At 50.7% G+C, this 23869-nt stretch carries 14 protein-coding genes; 6 read left to right on the top strand and 8 right to left on the bottom strand.

Translation table 11 applies throughout. The features are described from left to right. The first annotated feature begins 10 nt into the window (after window positions 1-10). On the top strand, window positions 11-1543 hold the full coding sequence (locus PTW35_RS07715; protein WP_281027189.1) for a sulfatase-like hydrolase/transferase: 1533 nt from the start codon (window positions 11-13) through the stop codon (window positions 1541-1543). A gap of 68 nt (window positions 1544-1611) precedes the next feature. Here the strand turns inward: PTW35_RS07715 and ltrA are convergent, their stop codons facing one another. The 7 genes from ltrA to PTW35_RS07680 form a co-directional block, all read right to left on the bottom strand. Then, window positions 1612-2904, bottom strand: coding sequence for a group II intron reverse transcriptase/maturase (ltrA, locus tag PTW35_RS07710; protein WP_348637736.1), 1293 nt, complete (start codon window positions 2902-2904; stop codon window positions 1612-1614). 663 nt (window positions 2905-3567) lie between these two features. Next, window positions 3568-4233 carry a hypothetical protein gene (locus tag PTW35_RS07705; protein ID WP_281027188.1) on the bottom strand — a complete coding sequence of 222 codons (666 nt, stop codon included), beginning with the start codon at window positions 4231-4233 and terminating at the stop codon, window positions 3568-3570. A gap of 222 nt (window positions 4234-4455) precedes the next feature. Beyond that, complete coding sequence (locus tag PTW35_RS07700; RefSeq protein ID WP_281027187.1) at window positions 4456-5799, bottom strand: patatin-like phospholipase family protein; 1344 nt, start codon at window positions 5797-5799, stop codon at window positions 4456-4458. Between the two features lie 347 nt (window positions 5800-6146). After that, the gene (locus PTW35_RS07695) at window positions 6147-8408 is read right to left on the bottom strand and encodes a hypothetical protein (protein WP_281027186.1); all 2262 of its coding nucleotides are present in this window, start codon (window positions 8406-8408) and stop codon (window positions 6147-6149) included. Window positions 8409-8676: 268 nt separating this feature from the next. Continuing rightward, window positions 8677-11694, bottom strand: coding sequence for a chondroitinase family polysaccharide lyase (locus PTW35_RS07690; RefSeq protein ID WP_281027185.1), 3018 nt, complete (start codon window positions 11692-11694; stop codon window positions 8677-8679). Between the two features lie 71 nt (window positions 11695-11765). Then, window positions 11766-14888, bottom strand: coding sequence for a chondroitinase family polysaccharide lyase (locus tag PTW35_RS07685; RefSeq protein ID WP_281027184.1), 3123 nt, complete (start codon window positions 14886-14888; stop codon window positions 11766-11768). A gap of 21 nt (window positions 14889-14909) precedes the next feature. After that, window positions 14910-16169, bottom strand: a complete 1260-nt coding sequence (locus tag PTW35_RS07680; protein WP_281027183.1) for an autotransporter outer membrane beta-barrel domain-containing protein — start codon at window positions 16167-16169, stop codon at window positions 14910-14912. Window positions 16170-16456: 287 nt separating this feature from the next. Between PTW35_RS07680 and PTW35_RS07675 the strand changes: the two genes are divergently transcribed. From PTW35_RS07675 to def, 5 genes are all read left to right on the top strand, one after another. Continuing rightward, window positions 16457-17959 (top strand): OprD family outer membrane porin, encoded by a 1503-nt coding sequence (locus PTW35_RS07675; RefSeq protein WP_082060598.1) that lies wholly within the window; start codon window positions 16457-16459, stop codon window positions 17957-17959. A 186-nt stretch (window positions 17960-18145) separates the two neighbouring features. Next, a complete protein-coding gene (locus tag PTW35_RS07670; protein WP_281027182.1) occupies window positions 18146-19171 on the top strand; it encodes a LacI family DNA-binding transcriptional regulator in 1026 nt (341 codons plus the stop codon). Between the two features lie 132 nt (window positions 19172-19303). Continuing rightward, window positions 19304-20779: a Na+/H+ antiporter NhaC gene (nhaC, locus tag PTW35_RS07665; RefSeq protein ID WP_281027181.1), complete on the top strand. Its 1476-nt coding sequence runs from the start codon at window positions 19304-19306 to the stop codon at window positions 20777-20779. Window positions 20780-20788: 9 nt separating this feature from the next. Next, on the top strand, window positions 20789-21961 hold the full coding sequence (locus PTW35_RS07660) for a MalY/PatB family protein (RefSeq protein WP_281027180.1): 1173 nt from the start codon (window positions 20789-20791) through the stop codon (window positions 21959-21961). Window positions 21962-22157: 196 nt separating this feature from the next. After that, window positions 22158-22655, top strand: a complete 498-nt coding sequence (def, locus tag PTW35_RS07655; protein WP_281027179.1) for a peptide deformylase — start codon at window positions 22158-22160, stop codon at window positions 22653-22655. A gap of 72 nt (window positions 22656-22727) precedes the next feature. Here def and PTW35_RS07650 read toward each other — a convergent pair whose 3' ends face one another. Continuing rightward, entirely contained in the window at window positions 22728-23705 is a 978-nt protein-coding gene (locus tag PTW35_RS07650; RefSeq protein ID WP_281027178.1) for a collagen-binding domain-containing protein, read from the bottom strand. Window positions 23706-23869: the final 164 nt, after the last annotated feature.

Below are 23869 nucleotides of genomic sequence, written 5' to 3'. Positions count from 1 at the left end.
GAAGTAAACAATGTCATTATCTCGCCGCAACTTTATTAAGGGTGTTGCCGGGGCCGCAGCAGCCAGCAGCACGTCGGCTGTTATGCTCAAGCCGTCCCCTGCTGCTGCCGCGCCTGCGTCCGACCGCGCGAGCAAGCCAAAGAATATCCTTATCATTACAGCTGACCAGCTTTCCCGCCATGCAATAGGCGGCTATGGCAACCGTGATGTGTCGACCCCGGCTATCGACCAGCTCATTGCGCAAGGCACCCGTTTCAACGCCGCTTATACCGCCTATCCATTATGCGGCCCTTCCCGTGCTTCGTTCTGGACCGGGCGGCTACCGCACCAGAACGGCGTGCACGGTAACAACAGCCCCAATATCCCCTCGTCAATGCCGACCCTCGGCCAACTGTTCCGAGAAGCGGGCTATGATGCGGTCCATTTCGGCAAGCGCCATGACTTCGGCTCCCTGCGCGGTTTCGACTGTGCGGAACAAATAGAAATGGACATGGATGCCCCCGAGGCCTTTCCGGTGAACTATGACTCGCGGGAAGATCTCTATGCCGAGCAGGAAAGTGTGGCGTTCTTGCGCAAAAAACACGACAAGCCTTTTATCATGGCCGTCGATTTCAACAACCCGCACAATATTTGCGGCTGGGTGGGTGCGTTTGCCGGGCCTCATGGCGATATCCCGGGCATCGGGCCGCTACCGCCATTGCGTGATAACTTTGAAAACCTCGATCCTATCACCAACCGGCCGAAAGCCATCCAGTACCTTTGCTGCGGACATCACCGCATGCACGAAGCCGCCCATTGGGATCCGCTCAATTACCAGCAGTATCTGGCAGCCTACTACCATTACACCCGTATGGGCGACAACAGTATCAAGAAGGTACTGGATGCCCTCGCACAATCAGATGCTGCAGACAATACGCTGATTGTCTTCTTCAGTGATCACGGCGATGCCATGGGTAGCCACCGTCAAGTCACCAAAATGAATTTTTTCTATGAAGAGGCAACCAACGTACCATTTGTGATGATGGGTCCCGGTATACCGCAAAACCAACACAGTGACGAACTGGTTTCACTCTGTGATTTAGTCCCTACCTTGTGCGACTATGCCGGCTTGCGTATTCCCGAGCAACTCTATGGTCGAAGTGTACTACCGCTGCTGGACGGAAATGCGCCTCGGGACTGGCGAGATGCCGTCGTCAGCCAGTGGTACACCAGCCGCGAAACTACCATCGAACCCGCTCGGATGTACCGTACTAAAACCCATAAATACACCGTCTACCAGGAAGGAGGCGAAGAGCTTTTCGATCTGGTTCGTGACCCAGGCGAACGCCAGAACCTGGCCAACGATCCGGCTTTCCGGGACTTGCTTGATAAATACAGGGAGCGTTTTACTCATTACACCCACGAGCAAATCGATCCGTTCAAGACCCAAGCAACCAGTATCGATCCAGCCTGGCGCCACCACACGCCGGGCTACCAGCATCATCACGGCGACTGTGCCCTAGACGCCTACCTCAAAGCCAAAGAGGCTGAAACCGTGACTTAAACGGCGCCGCAGATTGGCTAGGTAATCGCAAAAATCGAGTAGGAGGAGGCCTCGCGGCCTCCGTCCTCTCACACCACCGTACAAGCGTGGGTCGCATACGGCGGTTCCGAATATATTTTCAGTGACTCGTACCCATCTCGCAATGAGTACATGCCCATCTCCTTGAACCGTTTCGTTGGCATGGCCTGATTGAGCTGTGGCGATAAAGCCAAGTGCCACCATCCTTTCTCTGACATCGCTAGCTTCCACGCATTGCGTTCGCTTACGCCCTCTTGGCGTAACCATGACGCTATACTGTGTCTGCGTTTGCGCTGCTTGAGTCGATAGCACCGTAGGCGCCGCCTTATCCATTCATCTAAGCGCTGCATCGCGCTTTTCCGTATGGCAAGCTTGAAGTAGTGTTGCCATCCTCTTAGGTATTGAGTGAGTTCGACTATTACTGTCTTCAACTCTCGCCCTCGATTCCGCTTCGTTATTTGACGCACTCGCTTCTTCATATGAGTTTGTGCTCTCTTCGAGATATGGATAATTCCACCTCGTTGGAAGCGATGGCCTAGGTAAGTCCGCTCTGTCACTCTTGTTGCCGCACTTTTCTCACGGTTGACCGTGAGTTTCAGTTTCTGCTCCAAGAACTCCGTTATTGAGGCTTTTACTCGGTTCGCGGCTTCCTCACTGCCCACGTAGATTTGGCAGTCATCTGCATATCGGCAGAACTTATGCCCTCTTCGCTCAAGCTCTTTATCCAACTCATCTAATACGATATTTGATAGCAGCGGAGATAATGGTCCACCCTGTGGTGTCCCTCGTTGCCTCTGCTCGGCTAACCCGTTTCGCATTATGCCTGCCTGTAGGTATGACCTGACCAGCTTCAGTACCCGTTTGTCCGTGATATCCTCCGATAGCCTGTGCATCAGTCTATCGTGGTTCACGGTATCGAAGTATTTCGCTAGGTCAATGTCGACTACATAACCCCGCCCCTCCCTGATGTAGTGGCTTGCTGCCGCCAATGCATGGTGGGCACTACGGTTGGGCCTGAACCCGTAACTACTGTGGGAGAACTTCGGTTCATAGATATCTGTCAGTACTGAGGTGATAGCCTGTTGGACTATCCTATCAAGTACTGTTGGGATACCTAGTTGCCTAACTCCCCCGCTAGGTTTAGGGATTTCTACACCCAGAACAGGTTGGGGTTGATAGCTCCCATCCAGAAGGCTCTGGCGGAGCGCTTGCCCATTTGAAGACTGCCGAAGCATCGAGATAGTCGCTGTTATATCGAGTTTATCGACACCAGCACACCCTTTGTTCTTCTTCACTCTTCTCAGGGCTTGGTTCAGATTCGTTGATGAACAGATCTGCTCCATCAACTGAGTTGAGGTCACCAAGACTCGTCCTCCTGTCTACGCCGATCATGCTTGTCATTCTTCGTGGCCATGAGCGTCACTTGCGGTGTTGCCCATTGGTACGTAGAGATTTTGATCATCTTGCTATGACTCCACATGATTGAGTGTCTAGTGACTGCTTCTTGATATATTCAGTTCCGGCCTTCCCTTGGGTTGTACTTCCCCAAGGTACTATGCCTTCTGCTGACTTCTTATTTCCCATCACACAGCATCACTGCTGCATTAGTCTCGCCCGAGACAGGTAATAAGATCTCCCGAGGTAAGACGTTGTTCTTTCCCTTGGCTGTGCCTGATTTACCCGTACACACTTCCCGTCGAGGCATTGGGCTATTCTATATGTTGCTAGGTTACCCAAGTTGTACTGGCCTACTATCAGATTTCTGTTCGTCACGGCCAAGTTTTGCCATTTGCTTCCTTCAGATCCCGCCTCACGGTGGGCACCCTTGCATAGGCTAACGGTTCTCGCTCGACTGAGCCCGTAGAGGACTTTCACCTCCTAGAACAACGCCATGCTCGGCGCACAACAAAAATGGGCTCGTCAATCGAGCCCAATACATATAGGCAACAACACAACCTGGGATTTAATATAATTATTTGACTCAGTACGTAATATTGAGGTATCGACTAAATTTCATCATCACTGATATCACTAAAATGAGACAGCACAAATGCTGTGCTGTAATCACTTTGTTTATTTATTTCATTCACAACAAATGTAGTTTCGTCTTTCTCCAGAGGACCAATAAGAATACGGTATATCCCAGCAGAGCGAATAACAGATGTTTGCTCGGGGAAAAATAACCTCACATCCCTCAGTACATTTTTAGCGTTATCCTCATCCAACGTTGCAAAAACCTGAACATAAAGCGCCTCTTCTCTACCTAAGGTACTAGAGATTTTTTCTGTCGAAAATTGTCCATCAGAATAATTTGATGAGGTCGTTTCTATAGCATAAAATTGCTGCTCTTCAAACTCCACTGAGATTGGTAGAATATCTTCAGATGTCATTTCAGGTATGGCATTAATCGCTGTAACCTCAACAGTGGGTCTGCTGGCAGTATCATCATTATCTGTTCCAAACCCCGAGTCAAACCCTGACTCACTGATTGTGTATTCAGCCGTATTTTCACTCAATGCTGGCTCATATACAGTTTCAGTATATGTCGTATTAATGTCAGGCACACACTGGTCAGAATTTAAAGCTGTATGATACTTTTGATAGGGATCGAGCTGTATACATCCAGTAAGCATTATTGAGCACATTAGAGATAGTTTAATTTTATTAACCATAGGATTAGCATTCTAATTTTTAGATAAATTTGGTATAAATTTTAGTATCCAACATTAACATTCCGTGTTTAAGAAATGAAAAGCTTTCTCATTGACACCATTCCAGTTAATATTATCAAACCTCTATAAGATGAGAATGAATAACAGTTATTCGTTAATGATGTAGGTATTAGAAAATATTATTTTTTATTACAATTTGTTATTCTATAACTAGCTAAAAAGTTAAATTTCATTTAGCCTCAATAGACATTCGTTAATCTTTCCAGTCAATCCCGGTTCGATTCTCTCCCAATTAAAGTAGTCTATATCAGAAAAAGAGTTATTCCATGACTCAATACTCTGAAATTGGGAGTAATTAGGCAAATCGCTCTTCCAGTGATTATCGCTAAGACCCTGTGCATATCCATAACAATACATATACTGCATATATTGCTTGCTAAATGGTGCTTCCGACGGTGCATCTGGAATTCTATGGTCAATATATGAAAAATTGAACGATGCACCAATCAATTGACTTTGCTGATAAATATTCGTTAGATCACTCCGTCCTTGGTACTTTATCATCGTAGATATCGAACGGCCTGTAATATTAGTTAATGATGGCTGTGTTGGTTCCCAAATTGCACCAATACGCGAGTTATTAATCATCCATATGTGGCTTTCTCGCTCCTCTGGCAGCTCTATACCTAGCTTGGTAAAATATCTATCTTCAATACTAGCAAATTCCTCAACATCCATATTTTCTGGGATAAAAAAGGCTTGAGCTATGACACCACCATCAACATGTAACTCATCATATTGAACACCATTGATATGCATCGGTATAAGAACCGGTTCAAAAATACCAGGAATGGAAGCTGAAGCTATGATCACACTTTGAAAGAGGCGCTCTGCCTCCTTTGTGTCATGCATGGCTATCTCCCCCATATTCCATATGACTGGGCGCTGTGCATCAAGGTTTGTCGTTTTGACTAGAAAAGTTCTACCTCGCAAGTACTCTTCTTTGACTTTATCCAACAGATCGCGATCAATTTCCTCTCTTACCAGCGTCTCAAACCTGGCAGTATTCAAAAGTGAAGAGCTAGAAAATATTTCCCACACATATCGTGTCTGATAGAGATCTTGATCTGATAATTGTGTGTAGAAATCTCGTAGCTTGTGATCATACTCTTCACCTAAAAACGCGTATAACCCGATAATTGCTCCAGTACTAATGCCTGTAACCATCCGGTATTCAGGTCGTTTTCCACTAGCTGACAAGCCATTGAGAATTCCTGCGCCATATGCACCATTTGCTCCTCCACCAGATATAGTCAAATAGTGTTGAGCCCTAAAGTTACCGGCCTCATCAACAATGATATTTTTATCAAATGTATTGCTTCGCAGTTTCTCATCAAATACATATTGCTCAATTGAGAACGGTGTATCACCCCAATGTCTAAGCGTTTTGGAGTTAAATAAACCATAATCCATATTTAAGTGAGCAGGCGCTGGGTTTCGTTGTAAATCACTAGTACAACCGATTAAAAAAGCGGATAAAAGAAAAGCAATAATCTCTTTATTCATATCTATTCCAATAAAACCAGCACCAATTAGCTTAAAATTATAGCAGAGTTTATTTAGTCTAAAATCACATACTTCATTCTAGAGCATAATAATTATTAATTCTCTGATATTATCATTCTCATTTCCAGTCGACTATGAATAAGAGATATTCAATTTTGGCAAATGTTTTTTGGGATGGTCATACGAAAATATTACAGTCTCTCGTTTGGCATTTAATTCAATATTGTGATAATTACTGCAATTACAGAAAAGCCCTCGATATTTCGCCCGGATACTCACTTGAACTCTCAAGGTAACTTTCCGGCCGCAATATCAAGGGCAGGTTGCAGTATGTAAGAATATGGGGCTTAGTTAGCCGTTAACGATACGCAAGTGATCAACGGTGCTTGCTCCTCGGTATAGTTATTAGCCGTACCGCCATCCTGGTAAAAACGCACCACGTTGTAGTTCTGTGTTGCCTGATCAGCCGCCAAGCGACTGGCGCTACCATAAGGCAGTTTTAACGCCGTCCCCAGCGGCCAGCCGTATACCGGTGATAGCTCAACCTCCAGATCAACATTGGAAATCAACTCTTTGGTCAGCTTGATCATCGAGTTAGCGCTGCTTGTCGGCGGTTGGTTGCCATTGGCTTCGTAATAGTTGGGGACATACTTGCCCGCCGTGAACTGGCTGATCGGCAAGTGCCAGTCGCCACCGTCCTGGTAAAGGTTTCGGCACGAGTTTAATGCTGGTGTTTGGCCATTGGTGATCTGAGCAAACAACGCCCAGTCAATACCATTGGCAGCCAAAATCTCGCTCGCCTGCGGCAATCCGGCTCCTAGCTCACCTTTGTGAACAGTTTCTGCCTGGGTCAATGGACGATGGTATTTGTAACCGTTGAAGTCAACAATTCTGATTGGCTCAATGACGCGCAGCGCTGCATTGCTGGCATCGGTCAGCAAACCGCCGGAAACACTGTCAAAATCTGCCGCTGACACACATTTAGTGCCATAGGACTGGGTATTCAAACAATATTGCACCCCTTTGCCGATAAAGTTTCGGGCATCCACGGTATGGCCCTGTGCCGCCCAGTCGTAGTCATCAACAACACCGTTGCCGTTGCTGTCATTGCCTTGTGCCCGCACACCGATAATGTATTCATTGCCCGTTGCTTGTTCGGTCGGGTTGCTATCGCCCGCCGGGCCATTTTGATTACTGGTGTCTACCAGCCAGCGACCATCAGTATTGGCATTGCCATCGTAACCGTACACCACCGCCGTCAGCTTTTGGTCGTACTCGAGGGCACCGGTCAATGTGATCCCCATTGGCTCAACGGCCGGGGAACAATAGGCCTGATCGGCAGGGGTACCAAGGTAAGTTACCGGTGTTACACAGTATTCAATCGTTTTTCCGAGATCATCACCCGACAAAGTATACTGGCAGCTTTGTGCGACATCACAGCTCACCTCGGAAACTACACCATCGACTTTCCACTGGGCGGTCGATTGACCTTCTTCTGCGCCTTCAGCTTGCTCGTACTGGTATTGCCCCACCAGCGTTTCGCCGACCTCGGGTAAACCACCTGACAGCACCACCGCCTCGACACTGCTTGCCTGCGGCGGGGTTTCTACCTTGACAGAAATGGCTTCATCCATTTGCTGGCAAACTTCCTCCCCTACCGTCGGTGATCCTGTTTCAGAAACTGGGGTAACGCAAAAAGATAGATAATAACCGTCATCAGCATTGGCGACCGAATAAGCCGTTTCCGTCGCACCTTCAATCGCATTGTTATCACGTAGCCAGCGATACTGACTGGTACCCTCAAGGTCACCATCTGCATCAAAATAGGTGTATTTCCCAGTCAAACTCGCCCCGACAAAGGGCTGTCCGTCAACCGCGACGCTGCCTGCTTCCACTTCCGGTGCCGAGCCAGGCTTGACCGCCACCGGCGCAGTCAACTCAGAGCAGACAATCTCACCCACGACCGGAAAATCCTGCTGCGTTTTAGGCTCGACACAAAATGCCAACTGTTTGCCCTCGGTTTGATGCGCCAGCAAGGTTAGGCGACTATCATCAGCGCCGTCTATTGCTTCGCCGTCAGCCAGCCATGACAAGACAGAATCACCTTCGGCAACCCCCTCGGGATGATAGTACTGATACTCCCCTTCAATGACATCACCCACCATAGGGGCCATATCGCCAATGGTCACGTCATTGGCCTGCGGCGGGGTGCCCAACGGCGGCTGTACTTGCTTCGGCTCACTGCAAGACTGAGCACCGATAGTATTGGCCGTCCCTTCGGCGACCGGTGTCACACAAAAGCGGACTTGCTCGCCCAAATGCTGTTCAACCAAATACAGCTCCTGGGCGATGCCAATTTCAGTATCATCGGCCAACAACCAGCGGTATTGACTGGCACCTTCCGGACGGGCAGCCGGATTGGGATCGAAATACTGGTAAATACCTTTTACACCAGCTCCGACATGCAACGCCGGTATGGTTACTTCGCCCCTTACCGTCGGCGGGTACACATTGTCCTGCTTACCTGAGATATCCTTGTTATCTTCAGCTCCACAGCCTGCCAGCAAGGTGGCAATAGCCAGGGCCAAGGTAGAGTGTCTTACTTTCATAACCTTCTCTTTTCTGATTTGGAAATGAATAGTCCGTTTACGCCGATTCCGATAAATGGCGAGCTGGGCTAATATTTCGTTATAGTCAAACGCAACCTTTCAACTATCTTCGATAGCTTTCGCATAACTATATACTCAATCAAAAGCAAAGTTTATCTTTCGATAACGCTTTTGTGATCATAAAAGCGAAAGAAAACAAAAGACAATCAAAAACGAAAAAAGCGCCTATCGCTAGGCGCTTTCATTACGTTTCGAAATACAAATTGGCTTATATCTTTTGCAACCGTGTTTGGATCGGTAGGCCATCCTTGCAACGGAAAGTCACCACTGTCTTGCTCCCCTTGTGCTTCACGGCAATCCGCTCATCAGCCTCCGCTGGGCGCCAGCGCCCTTTCAAGGTAATGGCTACCGGGACTTCTCGGCTCAGGGTGTTTTTCTCCATGTTCAAATCAGGATTGGCAACACTCAGGCTCAATATTCCGTCCTGCTCTTTGGCCATGACCACGGAGGAGGTACTGATCGCCCTGATCCATTTGTCAGAGGTTCTCACAAACTGGTACGCCGTGTAGCCCGTTACGCCACTTTGCCTATCATGAACAATGTGGGCCGTTCCGTCTTTACGCAGCACCTGATAAGGCTTCTCCTCTGCCGATACCATTGATGCGGCCAACGCCTGCATTTTTTCCGGCGTTGCATCAAGCATGATCATGTACTCGTATTCTGCTCCGGACGGGGCATTACCGTGATTGATCCACGCCGACACCATATTGCCGAAGGTCGGTTCCTTGGTGATGTTATCGCGTGACTCCTGATGTTGGCGCCTAACCTCAATGCTGCCACCTTTAGCCACGTAATAACCGTTCCCCATACCATCTATCAGCCAGTCACCGGGCTCGAGTTCGGTGCTAAACGGAAACGCCGTCACCGCCTCGCCATTGATGATCAGCGACTGGGTTTTGTCTGTCAGGCCGTATTGAAACAAGGTGGTCTCAGTTGAATACTCACTGCGGCTATTGGCAATGTTACTCCCCACCAAGACCAGCCGGTTATCGAAGCTAAACACCGACTTCTTGGCCCTGAATGACGGATCAATAAACGCCGGCCAGCGATCAGGGTTTTCGAGGGTAAAGCCAAAAGCACCGTAGCGCCCTTCCAATTCGGTCGAACCATTGAAGCGAACATTGTTGGTTAGCATGGTGGTATGTTTGCGCGGAGCATCCAGCAGCTCCCAAGGCAAATGGATCGTCGTCGCCCCCGGCATCCGGTTCCAATCCCAGCCCTCTTGGCTAAAGCCGTACTCTTTTTCATCACCCCACTTCTGGATCTGCACACTGCCGTGGCTCTGGTAACGGCCATACCGGTTGGCATTGTTGTAGATTTCCGACGACCATACATACCGGTTCCAGCCCTTCATCGTCACCATCTTGTCATCGTAACGGTGGATCCCCATCGCGGCGTAATTGAAGCTATATGCGCCTTGAGGATGGGCTTCTGGCATCACCAGTTGGCCGAACTCCCCAGCAAACCGCTGTGGATCATCGCCGCTGATCCGTAAGTACGCCTGCGCCAGATCGGTATCGGCTGTTCCTTGCTCGGTCCCTGCCAGCGCCAGCCAACGGTAACCGTCTGCAATCTTGTTGAGCGAAATACCGAAGAACGGACGGCGGCCATTGGTGCCGACCCCGGGGTTCGGGTTACTGTACACCCTTGCCGCCAGCATCACCTTCTTCAGATACTGCCTGGCTGGCTCGGACAACTCGTAAGGGGTTCCTCTTAGCAGGTACGCAACATGGGCTGCCGAGTTAAAGGCAGCAAACGAATACCCCGGGTAGTTGCCCTTGTGGCGAAATGCCGTGCCATCTGGGCGGAAGCCGTCAGCGTAGCCAGGCGGTGTCTGCGCCATATTGCCGGAGATAAACTTGCCGAACTTATGCATCAGGGCAACTCGCTGCTGCTCGTCAGGCTCGAGCAGCAGCATGATCATATGGGCACGGGCCAGGGTATTGTAGTAATCCATGTCCGAGCTTTTTGGCCCGACTTCCATATCAAAACCGCGCTCTTTGAATTCCCGCGAGTACCAGAGCAGTGCCGAATGAATTGGCTCTAATAAACCGGCATCTTTCAGAGACTGCTCCATCAATAGCACCGACGAGTACCAGCTCCGGGTGCCGTAGCCCCAGTGGTGGGTCGCCACCAGCGAGCTGCCATGCTGGAAGCCCTGATCAAGCAGGTGCTCAGACATCAGGATATATTTGTCACGCATTTCAGCACGCACGACAGGATCATCGGTGACATGCCATACCCGGGCAATCTTTTCCATCAGCTCCGAGAACTTGCGCAAATCAACATAGGCCTTTACCCGTGCTTTGTCGTCCGGGCTCAAATGGGCTTTCTGATAAATCGTCAGCTGCTTCTTGGTTACGATATGCACGCCGTTGATGACACCATTTTCCTTGCTCAAGCCATATGTACGGTATTCTTTGCGAATAGCATCCAGTGCTTTCTTGCTCGCCTTCATGTCACCGACATAATAGTCAAGCAACTCTTGCTTGATGGTATCTACCGCAGCCAGTTCCTCGGCCGTAACATCCGGCAGGATTTCAGGCAGGCCATAGTCGACCTCGGGCACGGTGATCCTGGTGGTTACCACATCATCAGACCATTGGTAGCGAATATCATCAATACTGACCATCACACGATCAATATACAGCTCGCCCCCTTCCGTCATGCCTTTCGGGGTAATGGTCAGCCCCTTGAGGGTCGAGGCTGGCATCCCCTGCATATCTCGATGAAAAGCCAAGCCTGGTGAGCGCCAACCGGTAAAGTCCAACTTCATGGTAAAACGGCTATTTGCTGCCGAGCCAAACTGGAACTCAAGCTCACCCTCACTGGGCTTTTCATTATAAATCCATACCGAGAAAACCGTCGAAGACTGACGCCCATACGCTTGGTAGGCTTCCTTAGGTGTGTAGTAGCGAAACTCAGTATCGAGTGTTAGCGGCGCATCCGGCTGCCACTGCCATACCAGTGACTGCTCCCCGTTTACCGCCCGGCGATCCGTGACCGCAACGGTACTGCCATCGGCTACCTTGACATAGTCAGGTACCGCCTTCCCTTCGAATGAGATGATCTGTGCTTGCATCGGATCCTGTGGGTCGGTTTGTTCAACAACACTGGCCGAGGTGATATTGCCTGCAGCCTCTATCTGGCCGCCGGCATATACATTGCCGGACAACACCAGTGAAACCGCGGCGGCCAATACCGATATATGACTTAATCTGTTCATGCCTAATCCTTAATCATTACAGGCAATTTGCCTGTCGTGCGCGCAAGCAGCCACTTGCGCGCCACGTATCCTTATTGCTGGGTCAACAAGACTTGCAGAGGCTCTGCCCCAACCGTACTAAAGCGTATTTCCGTATGGCCGTTGGCCATATCGTGCAGCGTAACCCCTGCTGGCAGCGCAGAAGCCGCCAGCCACCGGCCACGCAGTACCATCCGGTTATCCACCGCAGCGAACGGGTTATCTTTCCATTTGCGAGAGTAGATACTGACCTCTTGCATAATGCCTTCGCCGTCATACTGGGTGCCGTCTCGCCCTTGGTATAGGTTGAGATCCGGATTGACGAGTGACAGCTGCAGCAGCTGACCTCGGATTGCAGCCATGACCATGGCGGGTGACGCGACTTGCGCAACCAGCCCGTGAGCGAACTCGGTATCAGCCGCAAATACTGCATATCCAGTTGTCGTTGAAGCACTATCGCTCACGACATGAGCACGCTCATCGTGCTGGACGACCTGATAAGGGGTATCCTCTGCGCTTGCCAGCTGGCGCGCAAAAGCGTCCAACTGAGCCTGTTCCGGCTGTACCAAGACAGCATACTCATACCGCCCGTCACGCGGCGCTTGGCCGTGGTCGAGCACCGCAGTGGCAAAGGTACCCTGGGTAGCTGAGCTATTTTTCTGGTGTACCGACACCTGCTCGCCCTGTGACACCCTGACATCTTGTGCCGGCGCGACAAAATAGGCATTACCATCGGGATCGCGTAACTGGAGATAGCTCCCCTGTTTGACTGCTACCTTCTGCTCCGAAGCAGGCATTGCCCGGCCCTCGACCACTGCCTGCTCACCATCGGCATACACGGCATGCTGAAACAAGGTCGTCTGAGTTGGATAAGCCGCCTGTTCGGTGGTGATCCCACTACCGAGCGCGACAATCCGGTTATCGAAGAAAAAGACCGACTTGTGGGCCTGGAAGCTGGCATCGTATTTAGGGTGGCCTTGCAGCACCATGGCATATAAACCGTTTTCCCCATTGCCCACCCCGCCAGCGAAGTTCTGTTCCGAGAGCAACATCTCTTCCAGCCCGCTGAATGTATCGACGTTACGCAACTTGGCATTGAGTGCCTCATAAGGCAGCTGTACGGCAGTGGTTCCCGGCCAGCGGTTCCAGTTCCATCCATCATGGCTAAATGCCCGGGCCTCGCCCTCAGGCCCCATGATCTCGAGTTGGCCGTAGTTAATATAACGGCCGTAGCGGTTGGCATTGGCATAGCTTTCGTGGCTGACCAGATAACGGCTAAAGCCGCGCACTGCCGCCACCCAGTCAGAACGCCGCTGAATCGTCATGCTGGCAAGGTTCATGACCCAGTTGCCCTGCGGCGCGACCCCAGACTCCATTCCTTGCTGCACCAGATAGCGGCCGAACGCATCATCTTTGCCCGCCATCCGCAAATAGGCAGCCGCCATATCCGGATCAATAGCCTGAGTGCCATCTGGCGAACCGGCCATGGCCATGTGCTGGAACGGCACCAGCTCGATAGATTGCTCTCCGTCGGGGTGACGGCCGGTAACAGACATCAGGGTCAACTGGTCATTACTGTAGATTTCTGTCATCGCGACAGCATGCTTGACGGTTTGGTGCGCCTGTGGCGACACGGCGTAAGGCGTACCCGCCAGCGCTTCAATCACAGGCGTGAGCCCTTTCAGGGCCCCTTTGGCATAGGCTGGATAATGCTGGGCATGGTGGAAGACCGAACCGTCAGCCTTGAATCCCCCACCCAGCCCGTCAGAGTGGCTGATAGACTGGGATAACCAGAAACTGAACTGGGACAGCCAGGCCCGGCGCTGCTGCTGATCCGGCTGCATCAGCACGCTGTATAGCATACCTCGTAGCTGGGTATTCATAATATCGACATTGAAATTGGTCATCTCTTCTACCGGACGGTAGATACGCCCTGTGCCTGAATACCATGCCATCATATCGCTGACTTCCTGCGCGAGGCCTTCCCTCGCCAAGAGATCCCTGCTGAGGTAATGGGCTTGGAACAAGGCCCTGAGGGTATACCCCATGTGGTGGGCAGTACCCAATCCACTGCCCGCGGTATAGCCCTGCGTAATCGCATATCGCGTCATATCCAGATACATCTTTTCAAAAGTACGCCGTTCATCAGCGGCCAAATCACCTCGCAGCACCTGCGCCAGCTCCAGCATATATTCGCCATATTCCCTGAGCAGCTTGACGCCGAACACGGTGTCGAACCCTTCTTGGTTCAGCAGCCCCTTGTTGACTCCCTTGTCGATGAACGTTTTGAGTCGGTTGCTATTATCCATTGGCAGACCGGTTATTACTCCATTGTGTTCAGCAAGCTGGTAACTGTCGTAACGCGATTTGAGCGCAAGTCGCTGCGTTGAGGACAGTACCTTGTCCTCGGCCGCAATGAATCCATCCAAGGTCTTTTCGATCCCCGCAATCTCCGGATCAGCACCTGCAGAATCAGCCTCCTGACCACTAGTATGTAGCTGGAGGAATTGGGAATAGCGGTACAGTGCCAGCCAATGGCGGTTCGGCGCTACATCCGCTGCCATATTGACGTATGGCACAACGGCATCCCTGGTCGGCCAGCGAGGGTCAACTGGAATGCTGGTCATCAGCTGATCAAGGTAGATCTTGCCTGATCCCCCCGCGTGCATCGTCTCGATGACCATCTGATCCATCGACTCGCTCGGCTGGCCCTGCATATCGGAGAACGGTACCAACAGCTGACGCCATCCCGAAAAGTCCATATTGATATCAAACCAGCTAGCTCGCTGTCCCTCGGCCAGAAAAGAAAAACGCAAGGTCCCTGCCAACGGTGATTCGTTGTAAATCCAAGTCGTAAACGTGCTTTGCGACTGATCGGTATTGTTTGCCACAAACGGCTTGTAACCGATAGGCTGGGTAAACATCAGCGTATTGCCCGGCGAAAACTGCCAGGCCAGACTGTGCTGACCATCTTTTTGTAGCGCATTATCGATAGCCACCAGGCCACCGTCCGATGCCGTCACCGTATCGGGCATACCATGCTCAAAGAAGTACATGAAGCCACCCGGCTGGCGATAGGATTCACTGTCCACCGCTACAGGCTCCGTTGCCAGTGCCTGCCCTTGCAGCCCCATTGCCACCGCCAATACCAACATTTTTACGCCATTATTTTTCATCTTGCTTAATACCATCCCTGATTAAAACGAGTACGTGCCGCGGCCGTAGTACATAGTGGTTTCCTGGCTATCACTCCATAGGTATTGGGCACCGATATGCCAGGAAAAACTGGTGTTGGTTTCCCAAACCAGATCGAGGTGGGTTTCGTAGAAAAAGTCATCGGCCTCACTGACCGGCAGAGTGAAGCTGGCACCACCGCTGGCCAGCCTTGCCGTGGTGGTCAGGTTGTGATCGAGTAGCTCCTGCTGGGCCTTGAGTTTTAGCTGGGTCGCAAACACCCCGACACGGGTATCAAGCCGGTGGGCAAGTTCCAGTCCGATCCCTAGGTTGAAGGTTTCATACTCTTGCTTGTCGTAGGCCAACGCGGCAGGAGAACCCGATGACTTGGTCAGCTCACCGGCTTTGTTGTATTCGCGGACATAATTTTCCTGGTAATCTTCAACCTTGACCAAGGAGTAGTCGGCATAAAGGGACGGCAGAAAAGTCAGCTCGCCGACATAGACCGGAAACTGCCAGTCAAGCAGCAACGCAAAGCTCTGGCTGTTGAATCGCGCGGTCGCTTGTGACTGCCCATCAGCCACCAGACTGTCACCGATAGAACGCTCGGAACGATTACTGTTCCAGCCGGCCAGCCCCTGCGCTGAGAAATACATATCACGCCACTGGTAAGTCCCATAGAGTACAGCCTGGTAGGTATCGATATCCAGCCGCTGGTTATAGAGCCGGCTTTGGCTATTGATTGACTGCTGACTAAATGCGACCCCGAGGATCGAGTCTTCCGACAGCACCCGGTCGTAACCTATGGCTATCCCTGATGAATCAGCGTCATAGCCATCAAAACGGTTGGTCCCTTCACTGGTGACAAACGAGGTTGAGTCCGTTCCAAGATAGGTTACCCACAGTGAGGTACGGGCCGAGTCACCCAAGATATAATCGGAGGTACGCTTGCGCACTGCATTCGCAAAAACATTCTGCGCGGTAGCCACGTTGTAGATACTGGCGCCACTCCGATCGGGGGTTATTTCTCCTGCCAACCTGGCGGCCTCCTCGCTCGTGGTCACCGCGGCAAACAAATCCAACAGCTCCTGGTTATTGTTTGCCCGTGCCTGCTCTTCCAGCAATTTCAGAACATAAACCTCGGTCGAGTCTGCGCCTCCTGCGGCGGCAAGATCAGCAATGCCGGAAGAGGCTGCCGCCGTGGCAGCGTACGCCAGCCCCATTCCTGTAAAAGCCAACCCCACTATCCCCCGATGTAACCTTCTACCGCGCTCAACAGCCATTCCCTATCCCTCTCAGCTGACACTTATCAAATACCGACATACACATTTTCGCTTCCTTGTTCTGAAGCCACCCTGCTTATGAAAAGCTTCATTATACTTACGAAAACCTTCGTTTAAGTGATCAATGTTTTAATTTTCTTATTTTTAGTTTTCTTTTTGTTTCGTGATGAAGAACACGAAAGAAAATGAAAGCACAAATATAATAGACTCAACTTTTGCTGCCACAAGCAGACGGCCACTGGCCACCTGAGGGTAACTGAATCACTACAACGGAGGTCCCGAGACTCATGTCTGTCGCTAAGGGAATACATCAACGACGTGTTAAACCAATTTATTCTGCCATGCTCGCTTCACTGGCGGGGTTATCTGCCATGCCGTCAACGGCGATGGCAGATACAGCGGACTTGTATAACCAATTCATCAAGGACGGAACGGTAACGGTTGTACTCCTCAACCACGGCAAGACGACCGAAAAATACTTCCGTGACACGAAAAACGATATTGACGGCATGGATCGGCAATATGAATGGGGACAGTCAGTCGGGTTGTTCTTCCGCTCAGGCAAAGTTCCAACGCTGAGCGACAACGTCACCCTAAGCGCCAACCTGGGCTACAGCTATATGTTCAAGCTGGCGGATTCCTATCCTGGCGGGGTGCACAACTGGAATGCCGGGGAAAAAATCTTTATCAGCGAAGACTGTTTTTGGTCCGGTGGCGAACCGGGAAAAGGCCAGTACAAGTGTAATGAAACCAGTGGATACGGCAAACTACCGGTAGCCAACGTGCAAATGAACTGGGGCAAGGACCGCAGCAAGAGCGGCTTCATGAAGATCGGTGATGGCTTCTACAATACCGGGATGATCACCACAGCTACCGATGATGACGCCCTGCTATCAAGTTACCGCGGCGTGATGGCGCAACAGCATTATAATGGCTATACCTTCGACGGCGCCTATGTCATTGGATTTATGTCGGGTAACGACGATACCATGCGCGATCTAAGCGGAAACGCTAACTACTATGCGCCCGATCCGCTTAACTATGACTACCTGTATACCCTAAGGGTACGCAAGAAGTTCGACGAACCCGGCGGGTATCAGGTTGCTTACGGCGAAGCAAAAGATTACCTGCGCCGCTTCCACTCCAGCGCCTATTACACCTTGGGTATCACGCCTCAGACCAACCTCTTCATGCAGGCGCAGTATTATTACAACCACAAGGCCGGTGATCTGTGGGATCAGGATGTTGAAAAAGGACTGGCATCGTTTGACGAATACGCCTCGGCACTGTCGTATGAGTTTCGACTCAACTATGACGCCTGGCAGCTGTTATATGGCTTTACCAAAATCAATGCCCCGCGTGAAAACGGCAGTGCCAATGGTGCCTTCAGCTATGGGTTTGGTAACGCCAAAGGTTACCTGAAGCTGCCGACAAGCGGCAACTACCACGGCTTCCGCCGAGACGGCGAGGAAGCAATGGTGGTCGGGGCGAAATACGACTTCCGTCACATTGGCCTGCAAGACCTGAATCTGGAGTACCGCTACCACTGGGGTAAGGCGCCAATTCAGAACAAATACAGCGGCGATACCGACTACGGCCGGGAAGAGGAGCATGCTATCACCCTCAACTACTACCCGCGCTCGGGGCTGCTCCGTGGACTGAATGTTAACCTCAAGCAGGCATTCTACCGACCAGACGAAACCCTGGGGCAACTGCAGCCTGGCGATATCAGTGAAAAGGCCGACAAAACGGCTACCAAGCTGATCGTCAGCTACAGCTTCCGTATCTAACAGTCCAAGACAGGCAGCGGTGTTGCCCCCATAAAACCGCTGCCTGTGCTCCTGATTGGGTCGGCTATCGCTCGATATCCCAGAGCTTGGGGATCTTGATCGCCGACCTTTGACCCACCTAACAGCTTTCTACCTGCAATCCCGCTACACTCCGCGCCGTTTATTCCTATATCAACGTATAGATTTATGGCAACCATTAAAGATGTCGCCCAGTTGGCGGGGGTATCTACCGCAACCGTATCACGGGTGATAAACCGCTCAGCTTATGTTGAGCCCGTCACGCTGGAACGGGTTGAGAAAGCAATCAAAAGCCTCAATTACCAACGTGACGCCAGGGCAACAGCCCTTGCCAGCCGCTCAAACAACACGCTCGGCCTGCTGACCGGCAACCTGGCTGATCCCTTCTTTGCGCTTATCGCCAAGCACGTGGAAGAAATTGCCCGCCAGCATGGCTGCCAGCTGGTGGTGGTCAGCGGTGGCCACAATGCCCAGCGGGAAAAGGAAGGACTGGACTTTCTGATCAGCCAAGGCTGCGAGGCCATGGTCGTCCACTCAAAGATGCTCGACGACTCGATGCTACTGAGATACAGCGCCCAGTTACCCGCGATGGTATTGCTCAACCGCACCATTCCTCAAATAGCCAATCGCTCGGTATGGGTCTACAACCGCAAGGGAGCAGCCGAGTCGGTCAGCTATCTCATTGCCCAGGGCCACCGCAGGATAGCCTGTGTCACCAGTGACTTACCGATAGAAGATCGGACGGATCGATTGGAAGGCTATCGGGATGCGATGCAGCAGGCCAACCTAGTCGTAGAACCTAACTGGATCATCAACCAAAACTTCAGTGAGCACGGTGGCGAGCTGGCTGGCGAACAATTACTTAGCCAATGTCCGGAAGTCACTGCGGTTGTTACCTTCAACGATGTTATGGCGGCAGGACTGATGGCCAGCCTGCATTCCCAAGGGCTACACGTCCCCAATGATATATCCATTGTCGGCTTCGATGACGTGCTGCTGGCCCGTTACCTCTACCCTCGCCTATCGACCATGCACAACCCGATCGACGAGATGTCGAGTCACGCGGCCAAGCTGGCACTGAAGCTCAAAGCCACAGGATTGAATCCGCCGAGCGAACACCAATTCGAGGCAACCTTGGTCGAGCGGCAAACCGTTGCAAGCCCTAGGAAAGCCATTCTGCTCGAAAAACTGTGATGAAACTCATATGTACACACCCCATGTAAGCGCTTACATGAAACCAGCATCTAGGTCTCATTTTACGAGCGGGGCCGATCTTAACATTGTGTCATTGAAACAGACGTGTACTTACTTGAAGAGGACAACACAATGACAAATACAAAGCCTCTGCCATCACTTCCGCTGGCGATAGCCCCTATCGCGGTAATGTTTGGCTTACTGGCAATTGGTTACGGCATGCTGGGACTGCGTATCGAACCACTACTATTAGTTTCAGCCGCGTTTACCGGCTTTATCGCTTACCGCATGGGCTACAACTGGGATGACATCATGGGAGCTATCGTTGAGAAGCTCGCCAAAGCCATGCCGGTTATCCTTATTCTGGTCTCTGTCGGTGGCTTGATTGCCAGCTGGATGATCAGCGGCACCATTCCTTACATGGTGTACTGGGGTTTGAAAGTTATCAGCCCTGAATACATCTTGATTGCCGCCTTCTTTGTCACCAGCGTCGTATCGGTGTGTACCGGTACGTCGTGGGGCTCTGCAGGTACTGTGGGTGTGGCGCTAATGGGTGTGGCTGCGGGTTTGGACGTTTCTCTCGCCGCGGCTGCAGGTGCCGTAGTTTCCGGTGCTTACTTTGGCGATAAGATCTCCCCGCTTTCAGATTCAACTAACTTCGCGCCGGTCGTGTCTGGCACCACCCTTTATGAACACATCCAGCACATGCTCTATACCACACTGCCAGGCTTTGTCATTGCCTCAGTGGTGTTCTTTTTCGCCGGTCAGCACGGCGATATCGCCGGTGTCGCCGAGCCGCAAAAAGTCGTTAAGATCTTGGCTGGCCTTGAAAGCCTGTATAACCTGAACATCCTGCTGGTTATTCCACCAGCGATGATCCTATGGGGCGCGTTAACCAAGAAACCAGTGATCCCTCTAATGCTGACCGCATCGGCCATTGCGCTAGCTCTGGGGATGGTTTTCCAAGGTTTTAGCCTACAACAAGGCTTCCAGGCCTATGTCGACGGCTTCAACATCAGCATGTTCAGCGACAACGGTCATGCAGTAGACGCTATCATTCCAGATGTGGCCAAGCTGCTTAACCGCGGTGGCCTGTTCTCGATGATGAGCACTATCCTGTTGGTATTCTGCGCCTTTGCTTTCGCCGGAATCCTCAGCCTGACGGGTGCGCTCAATGTCGTACTGGGCCATTTCCTACACCTGATCCGCACCACGGGCCAATTGATCCTGTCTACCGTTATCGCCACTATCACCGTTGTGTTCACCACTTCCGACGGTAAGCTGGCGCTACTGATTCCGGGTGAACTCTTCCAGAACGCCTACCGCAAGATGGGACTAGATACCAAGAACCTGTCCCGTACTATCGAAGATGCCGGCACCATCATTGAACCACTCGTCCCTTGGACGGCAGCGGGTGTATACATGGCAGGTACCTTGGGCGTCTCGACCTTGGATTACCTACCATGGGCTATCCAATGTTACACCGGGGTGATCTTCGCCATCATTTACGGCTTCACCGGCTTCGGTATTGCCAAAGCGCCAGTCGCTCAGGCATCAGAACAAAAAGAACAAGCAGCAAACCATTCAGCGGTTGCTGAAGCGAAATAAGGTAACACCATGACAGTAACTTTCGACCAGGTTCATGACCGCCGCTCAACCGGCTCGCTCAAATGGGATTTCATGACCGAAAAGCTGGGTCTAGACTCCGAAGAGCGCCTACCAATGTGGGTATCGGATTACGATTTCCAAGCGCCACCGGCGGTACTGGAAGCGCTTAACCAGCGCATTGGACATGGCATCTTTGGTTATGCCGAGCGCAACAACGACTATTACCAGGCGATCATCAACTGGTATCAGCAACAACACGGGATCAAGATAGATCAAAGCTGGATCACCACTGTACACGGTGTTCTACCCGGCCTGTCGATGCTGATCCAGATGCTGACGCAATCTGGCGACAAGGTGGTGATGCAGACCCCGGGTTACGGCTCGTTCCGCAAGATCACCGAGCTGAACGATCGTGAAATTGTTGCCAACCCGTTGGTCAATGACAACGGCGAGTACCGGATGGATCTCAACCACCTTGAGCAATGCTTTACACAAGGCTGTAAGGTGATGATCTTCTGTAACCCGCACAACCCTGTGGGCAAAGCCTGGTCGCAAGAGGAAATCCTGGCGCTGGCCGAGTTGTGTGAGCGTTATCAGGTATGGCTGCTCAGCGACGAGATCTGGGGGGACTTGGCCATGCCTGGGCATCAGTACCACTCTGCGCTGTCGTTACCTGAGCGTTTGCAGCAGCGCCTTGTTGTTGCCACCGCGGCCAGTAAGACCTTTGGCCTGTCGTCACTGCGGATCTCCAATTTCCTGATCCCGAACAGTGAACTGAAAGCCGCGTTTGTCCGCCGGCTCGATGCCCATGGCATGGATGTGTACAACAGCCTGGCAATGTGTGCCGCAACGGCTGCATATCAAACTTCAAGCGATTGGCTCAATGCGCTTAAGCTCTATCTGCAGGGCAATATCGATATACTGGCGACTTTTCTTGAAAAAGAACTCCCAGCCCTTCGTTTCCAGCCACCGCAGGCCGGCTATTTAGCGTGGGTCGATTGCCGTGGGTTAGGGCTTGGTGATGATGTTCTCGAGAAGAAATTGGTTAACGCAGGCATAGTGCCAAGTATGGGGATTGCCTTCGGTACTGAAGGTTCAGGCTATATCCGCTTGAATTTGGGCTGTCCGCGAGAGACCTTGCTTGAGGCTTGCCAGCGCATGAGAACTGCACTCACGAAGTAAATTTCTCGTTCCGGAAAATAAAAGGATCTGACCATGTCAGATCCTTTTGGTTTTTAAACCACGCAAATCTCCCTGTCGGGTGAAAGTGCTGGCGAAACAGCTAAGCATATTGCTATATGGCACAAACGCTGTATAAAGACTTAACAAGTGCATTTATGAACAACATCAATTGCTTAAGCGGAAATTAAGGAGATATATGGCCGTTCTAGACATTCTTACTGCACCGGATCCTCGGCTGAAGGTTCAAGCTGAGCAAGTACAGAATACAGAATCCGTGCAGACCCTAATCGATGACATGCTGGAAACCCTCTACGCTACCGACAATGGCATTGGCTTAGCGGCAACACAGGTTGGTCGAAAAGAAGCGATCGTCATTATCGACTTATCAGAAAACCGAAATGAGCCACTTATTCTAGTAAACCCAAAAGTCGTCTCTGGTACCGATAAAGCCTCGGGGCAGGAAGGCTGCTTGTCTGTACCCGGCTATTATGCCGATATTGAGCGTTTTACTTCCGTTGTTGTCTCAGCCCAGGATCGCCATGGCCATCCGATTACAATTGAAAGTGACGACTTCCTGGCTATAGTGATGCAACATGAAATCGACCACCTTTCAGGTAACTTGTTTATTGATTACCTTTCCCCCCTCAAACGCCAAATCGCGATGAAGAAAGTTAAAAAACACTTAAAAGCATAACTTTGATTGTCAAAAACGGACAGTGGAAGCAGCGACTCCCTGCTACTTCCACCTCAAGTTTCCTTCAGGGCTTTATGAGCTTTCTTTATTTTGACGGCGGCGCCAACCGGAAAAACCGAGCATTCCCATACCGAAAATAGCCAGTGATGATGGCTCGGGAATATCAACGACGGGATCATCACCACTGTCAAACTCAATGAAACCATTAAACGTAGGATCATGTATTTCACCACGTTGAATGAAAGAATCCACCACGACAGATCCTTCAATTGGCGTCGCATTCGTCAGGGCCGCTAATGGAGCCAATAAACTACCATTGAGCTGTTTGGTTAAATCTATCGTTTGAGCTTCATAAAAGTTCCAGATAATGAGCTCTCTGGTTTGATCATTGACAATATTGCCCACAGCATTAGCCGAGAATGTCGTATCCGTAATTGTTGTACCGCCAACATTCATGACAATTGCTGACGGAGTTTGCGAGTTAAAATTGACATCGTACTGCTGGATGAAACTGTTTCCGAAGAAATCAACAGCTTGAAAATCAAACACCGCCACATCACTGCCTAAACTATTATTGACGTCAAAGGATGCCGGGCCGCAACATGACAAGGGAGTCGTCAGTATAGAATTTGCTGTTAGGTTTTGCAGATAACTTGAAAAACTGGTTAATTCATTTTGAATATCAACCAAGTCGTAAGCGGTGATATTATTGGTAAGAGCCCCGCCCCCATTGAGGTTGATGATGCCATTATTGGTCCCGCCGATGGCAGCACCATAGCCATTATTGATATTTACATTAGCATTGTTATTACCACCGATGATCAGAGCATCTTCAGGCCCCGTAGCCGTCGGTAAATGTATACCGTAATTCGAGGTTGTTCCATTGATATCCCCCATCACTATGGTTTTACCTTCAACTTCACTGTCGGAGTCTAAATCCCCAAATACAATCAAGTTATATTCATTTAAAATGTCAATTGCCGTCGCATTAACCGAAAGCGATGTCAGTGAAATGAATATTAGCGGTAAACATTGATTCCATACTTTCATTGTGCGCTCCATTATATGCTTATACCTTAGAAAGCTTATATGGGTTCCCCACTTTTTCAAACTGATAAGACTATAAATTAGCCTTTCTAAATTTACCCTGTTAAAACTTGAAGACATAGCCTCATATTATGTCTTAAAAATCAGACAATAATTCCTTGAGCTAG

Source organism: Photobacterium sp. DA100 (genome assembly GCF_029223585.1).
Taxonomy (GTDB): domain Bacteria; phylum Pseudomonadota; class Gammaproteobacteria; order Enterobacterales; family Vibrionaceae; genus Photobacterium.
Note: the sequence above shows the minus strand (reverse complement) of the source record. Positions and strands in the feature narration are given on the sequence as shown.

What these genes read in the sequence shown, in the direction of transcription:
- PTW35_RS07715 (WP_281027189.1), top strand. Translation starts at nt 11, where the DNA reads ATGTCATTATCTCGCCGCAACTTTATTAAGGGTGTTGCCGGGGCCGCA.
- ltrA (WP_348637736.1), bottom strand. Translation starts at nt 2,904, where the DNA reads ATGGAGCAGATCTGTTCATCAACGAATCTGAACCAAGCCCTGAGAAGA.
- PTW35_RS07705 (WP_281027188.1), bottom strand. Translation starts at nt 4,233, where the DNA reads ATGGTTAATAAAATTAAACTATCTCTAATGTGCTCAATAATGCTTACT.
- PTW35_RS07700 (WP_281027187.1), bottom strand. Translation starts at nt 5,799, where the DNA reads ATGAATAAAGAGATTATTGCTTTTCTTTTATCCGCTTTTTTAATCGGT.
- PTW35_RS07695 (WP_281027186.1), bottom strand. Translation starts at nt 8,408, where the DNA reads ATGAAAGTAAGACACTCTACCTTGGCCCTGGCTATTGCCACCTTGCTG.
- PTW35_RS07690 (WP_281027185.1), bottom strand. Translation starts at nt 11,694, where the DNA reads ATGAACAGATTAAGTCATATATCGGTATTGGCCGCCGCGGTTTCACTG.
- PTW35_RS07685 (WP_281027184.1), bottom strand. Translation starts at nt 14,888, where the DNA reads ATGAAAAATAATGGCGTAAAAATGTTGGTATTGGCGGTGGCAATGGGG.
- PTW35_RS07680 (WP_281027183.1), bottom strand. Translation starts at nt 16,169, where the DNA reads ATGGCTGTTGAGCGCGGTAGAAGGTTACATCGGGGGATAGTGGGGTTG.
- PTW35_RS07675 (WP_082060598.1), top strand. Translation starts at nt 16,457, where the DNA reads ATGTCTGTCGCTAAGGGAATACATCAACGACGTGTTAAACCAATTTAT.
- PTW35_RS07670 (WP_281027182.1), top strand. Translation starts at nt 18,146, where the DNA reads ATGGCAACCATTAAAGATGTCGCCCAGTTGGCGGGGGTATCTACCGCA.
- nhaC (WP_281027181.1), top strand. Translation starts at nt 19,304, where the DNA reads ATGACAAATACAAAGCCTCTGCCATCACTTCCGCTGGCGATAGCCCCT.
- PTW35_RS07660 (WP_281027180.1), top strand. Translation starts at nt 20,789, where the DNA reads ATGACAGTAACTTTCGACCAGGTTCATGACCGCCGCTCAACCGGCTCG.
- def (WP_281027179.1), top strand. Translation starts at nt 22,158, where the DNA reads ATGGCCGTTCTAGACATTCTTACTGCACCGGATCCTCGGCTGAAGGTT.
- PTW35_RS07650 (WP_281027178.1), bottom strand. Translation starts at nt 23,705, where the DNA reads ATGAAAGTATGGAATCAATGTTTACCGCTAATATTCATTTCACTGACA.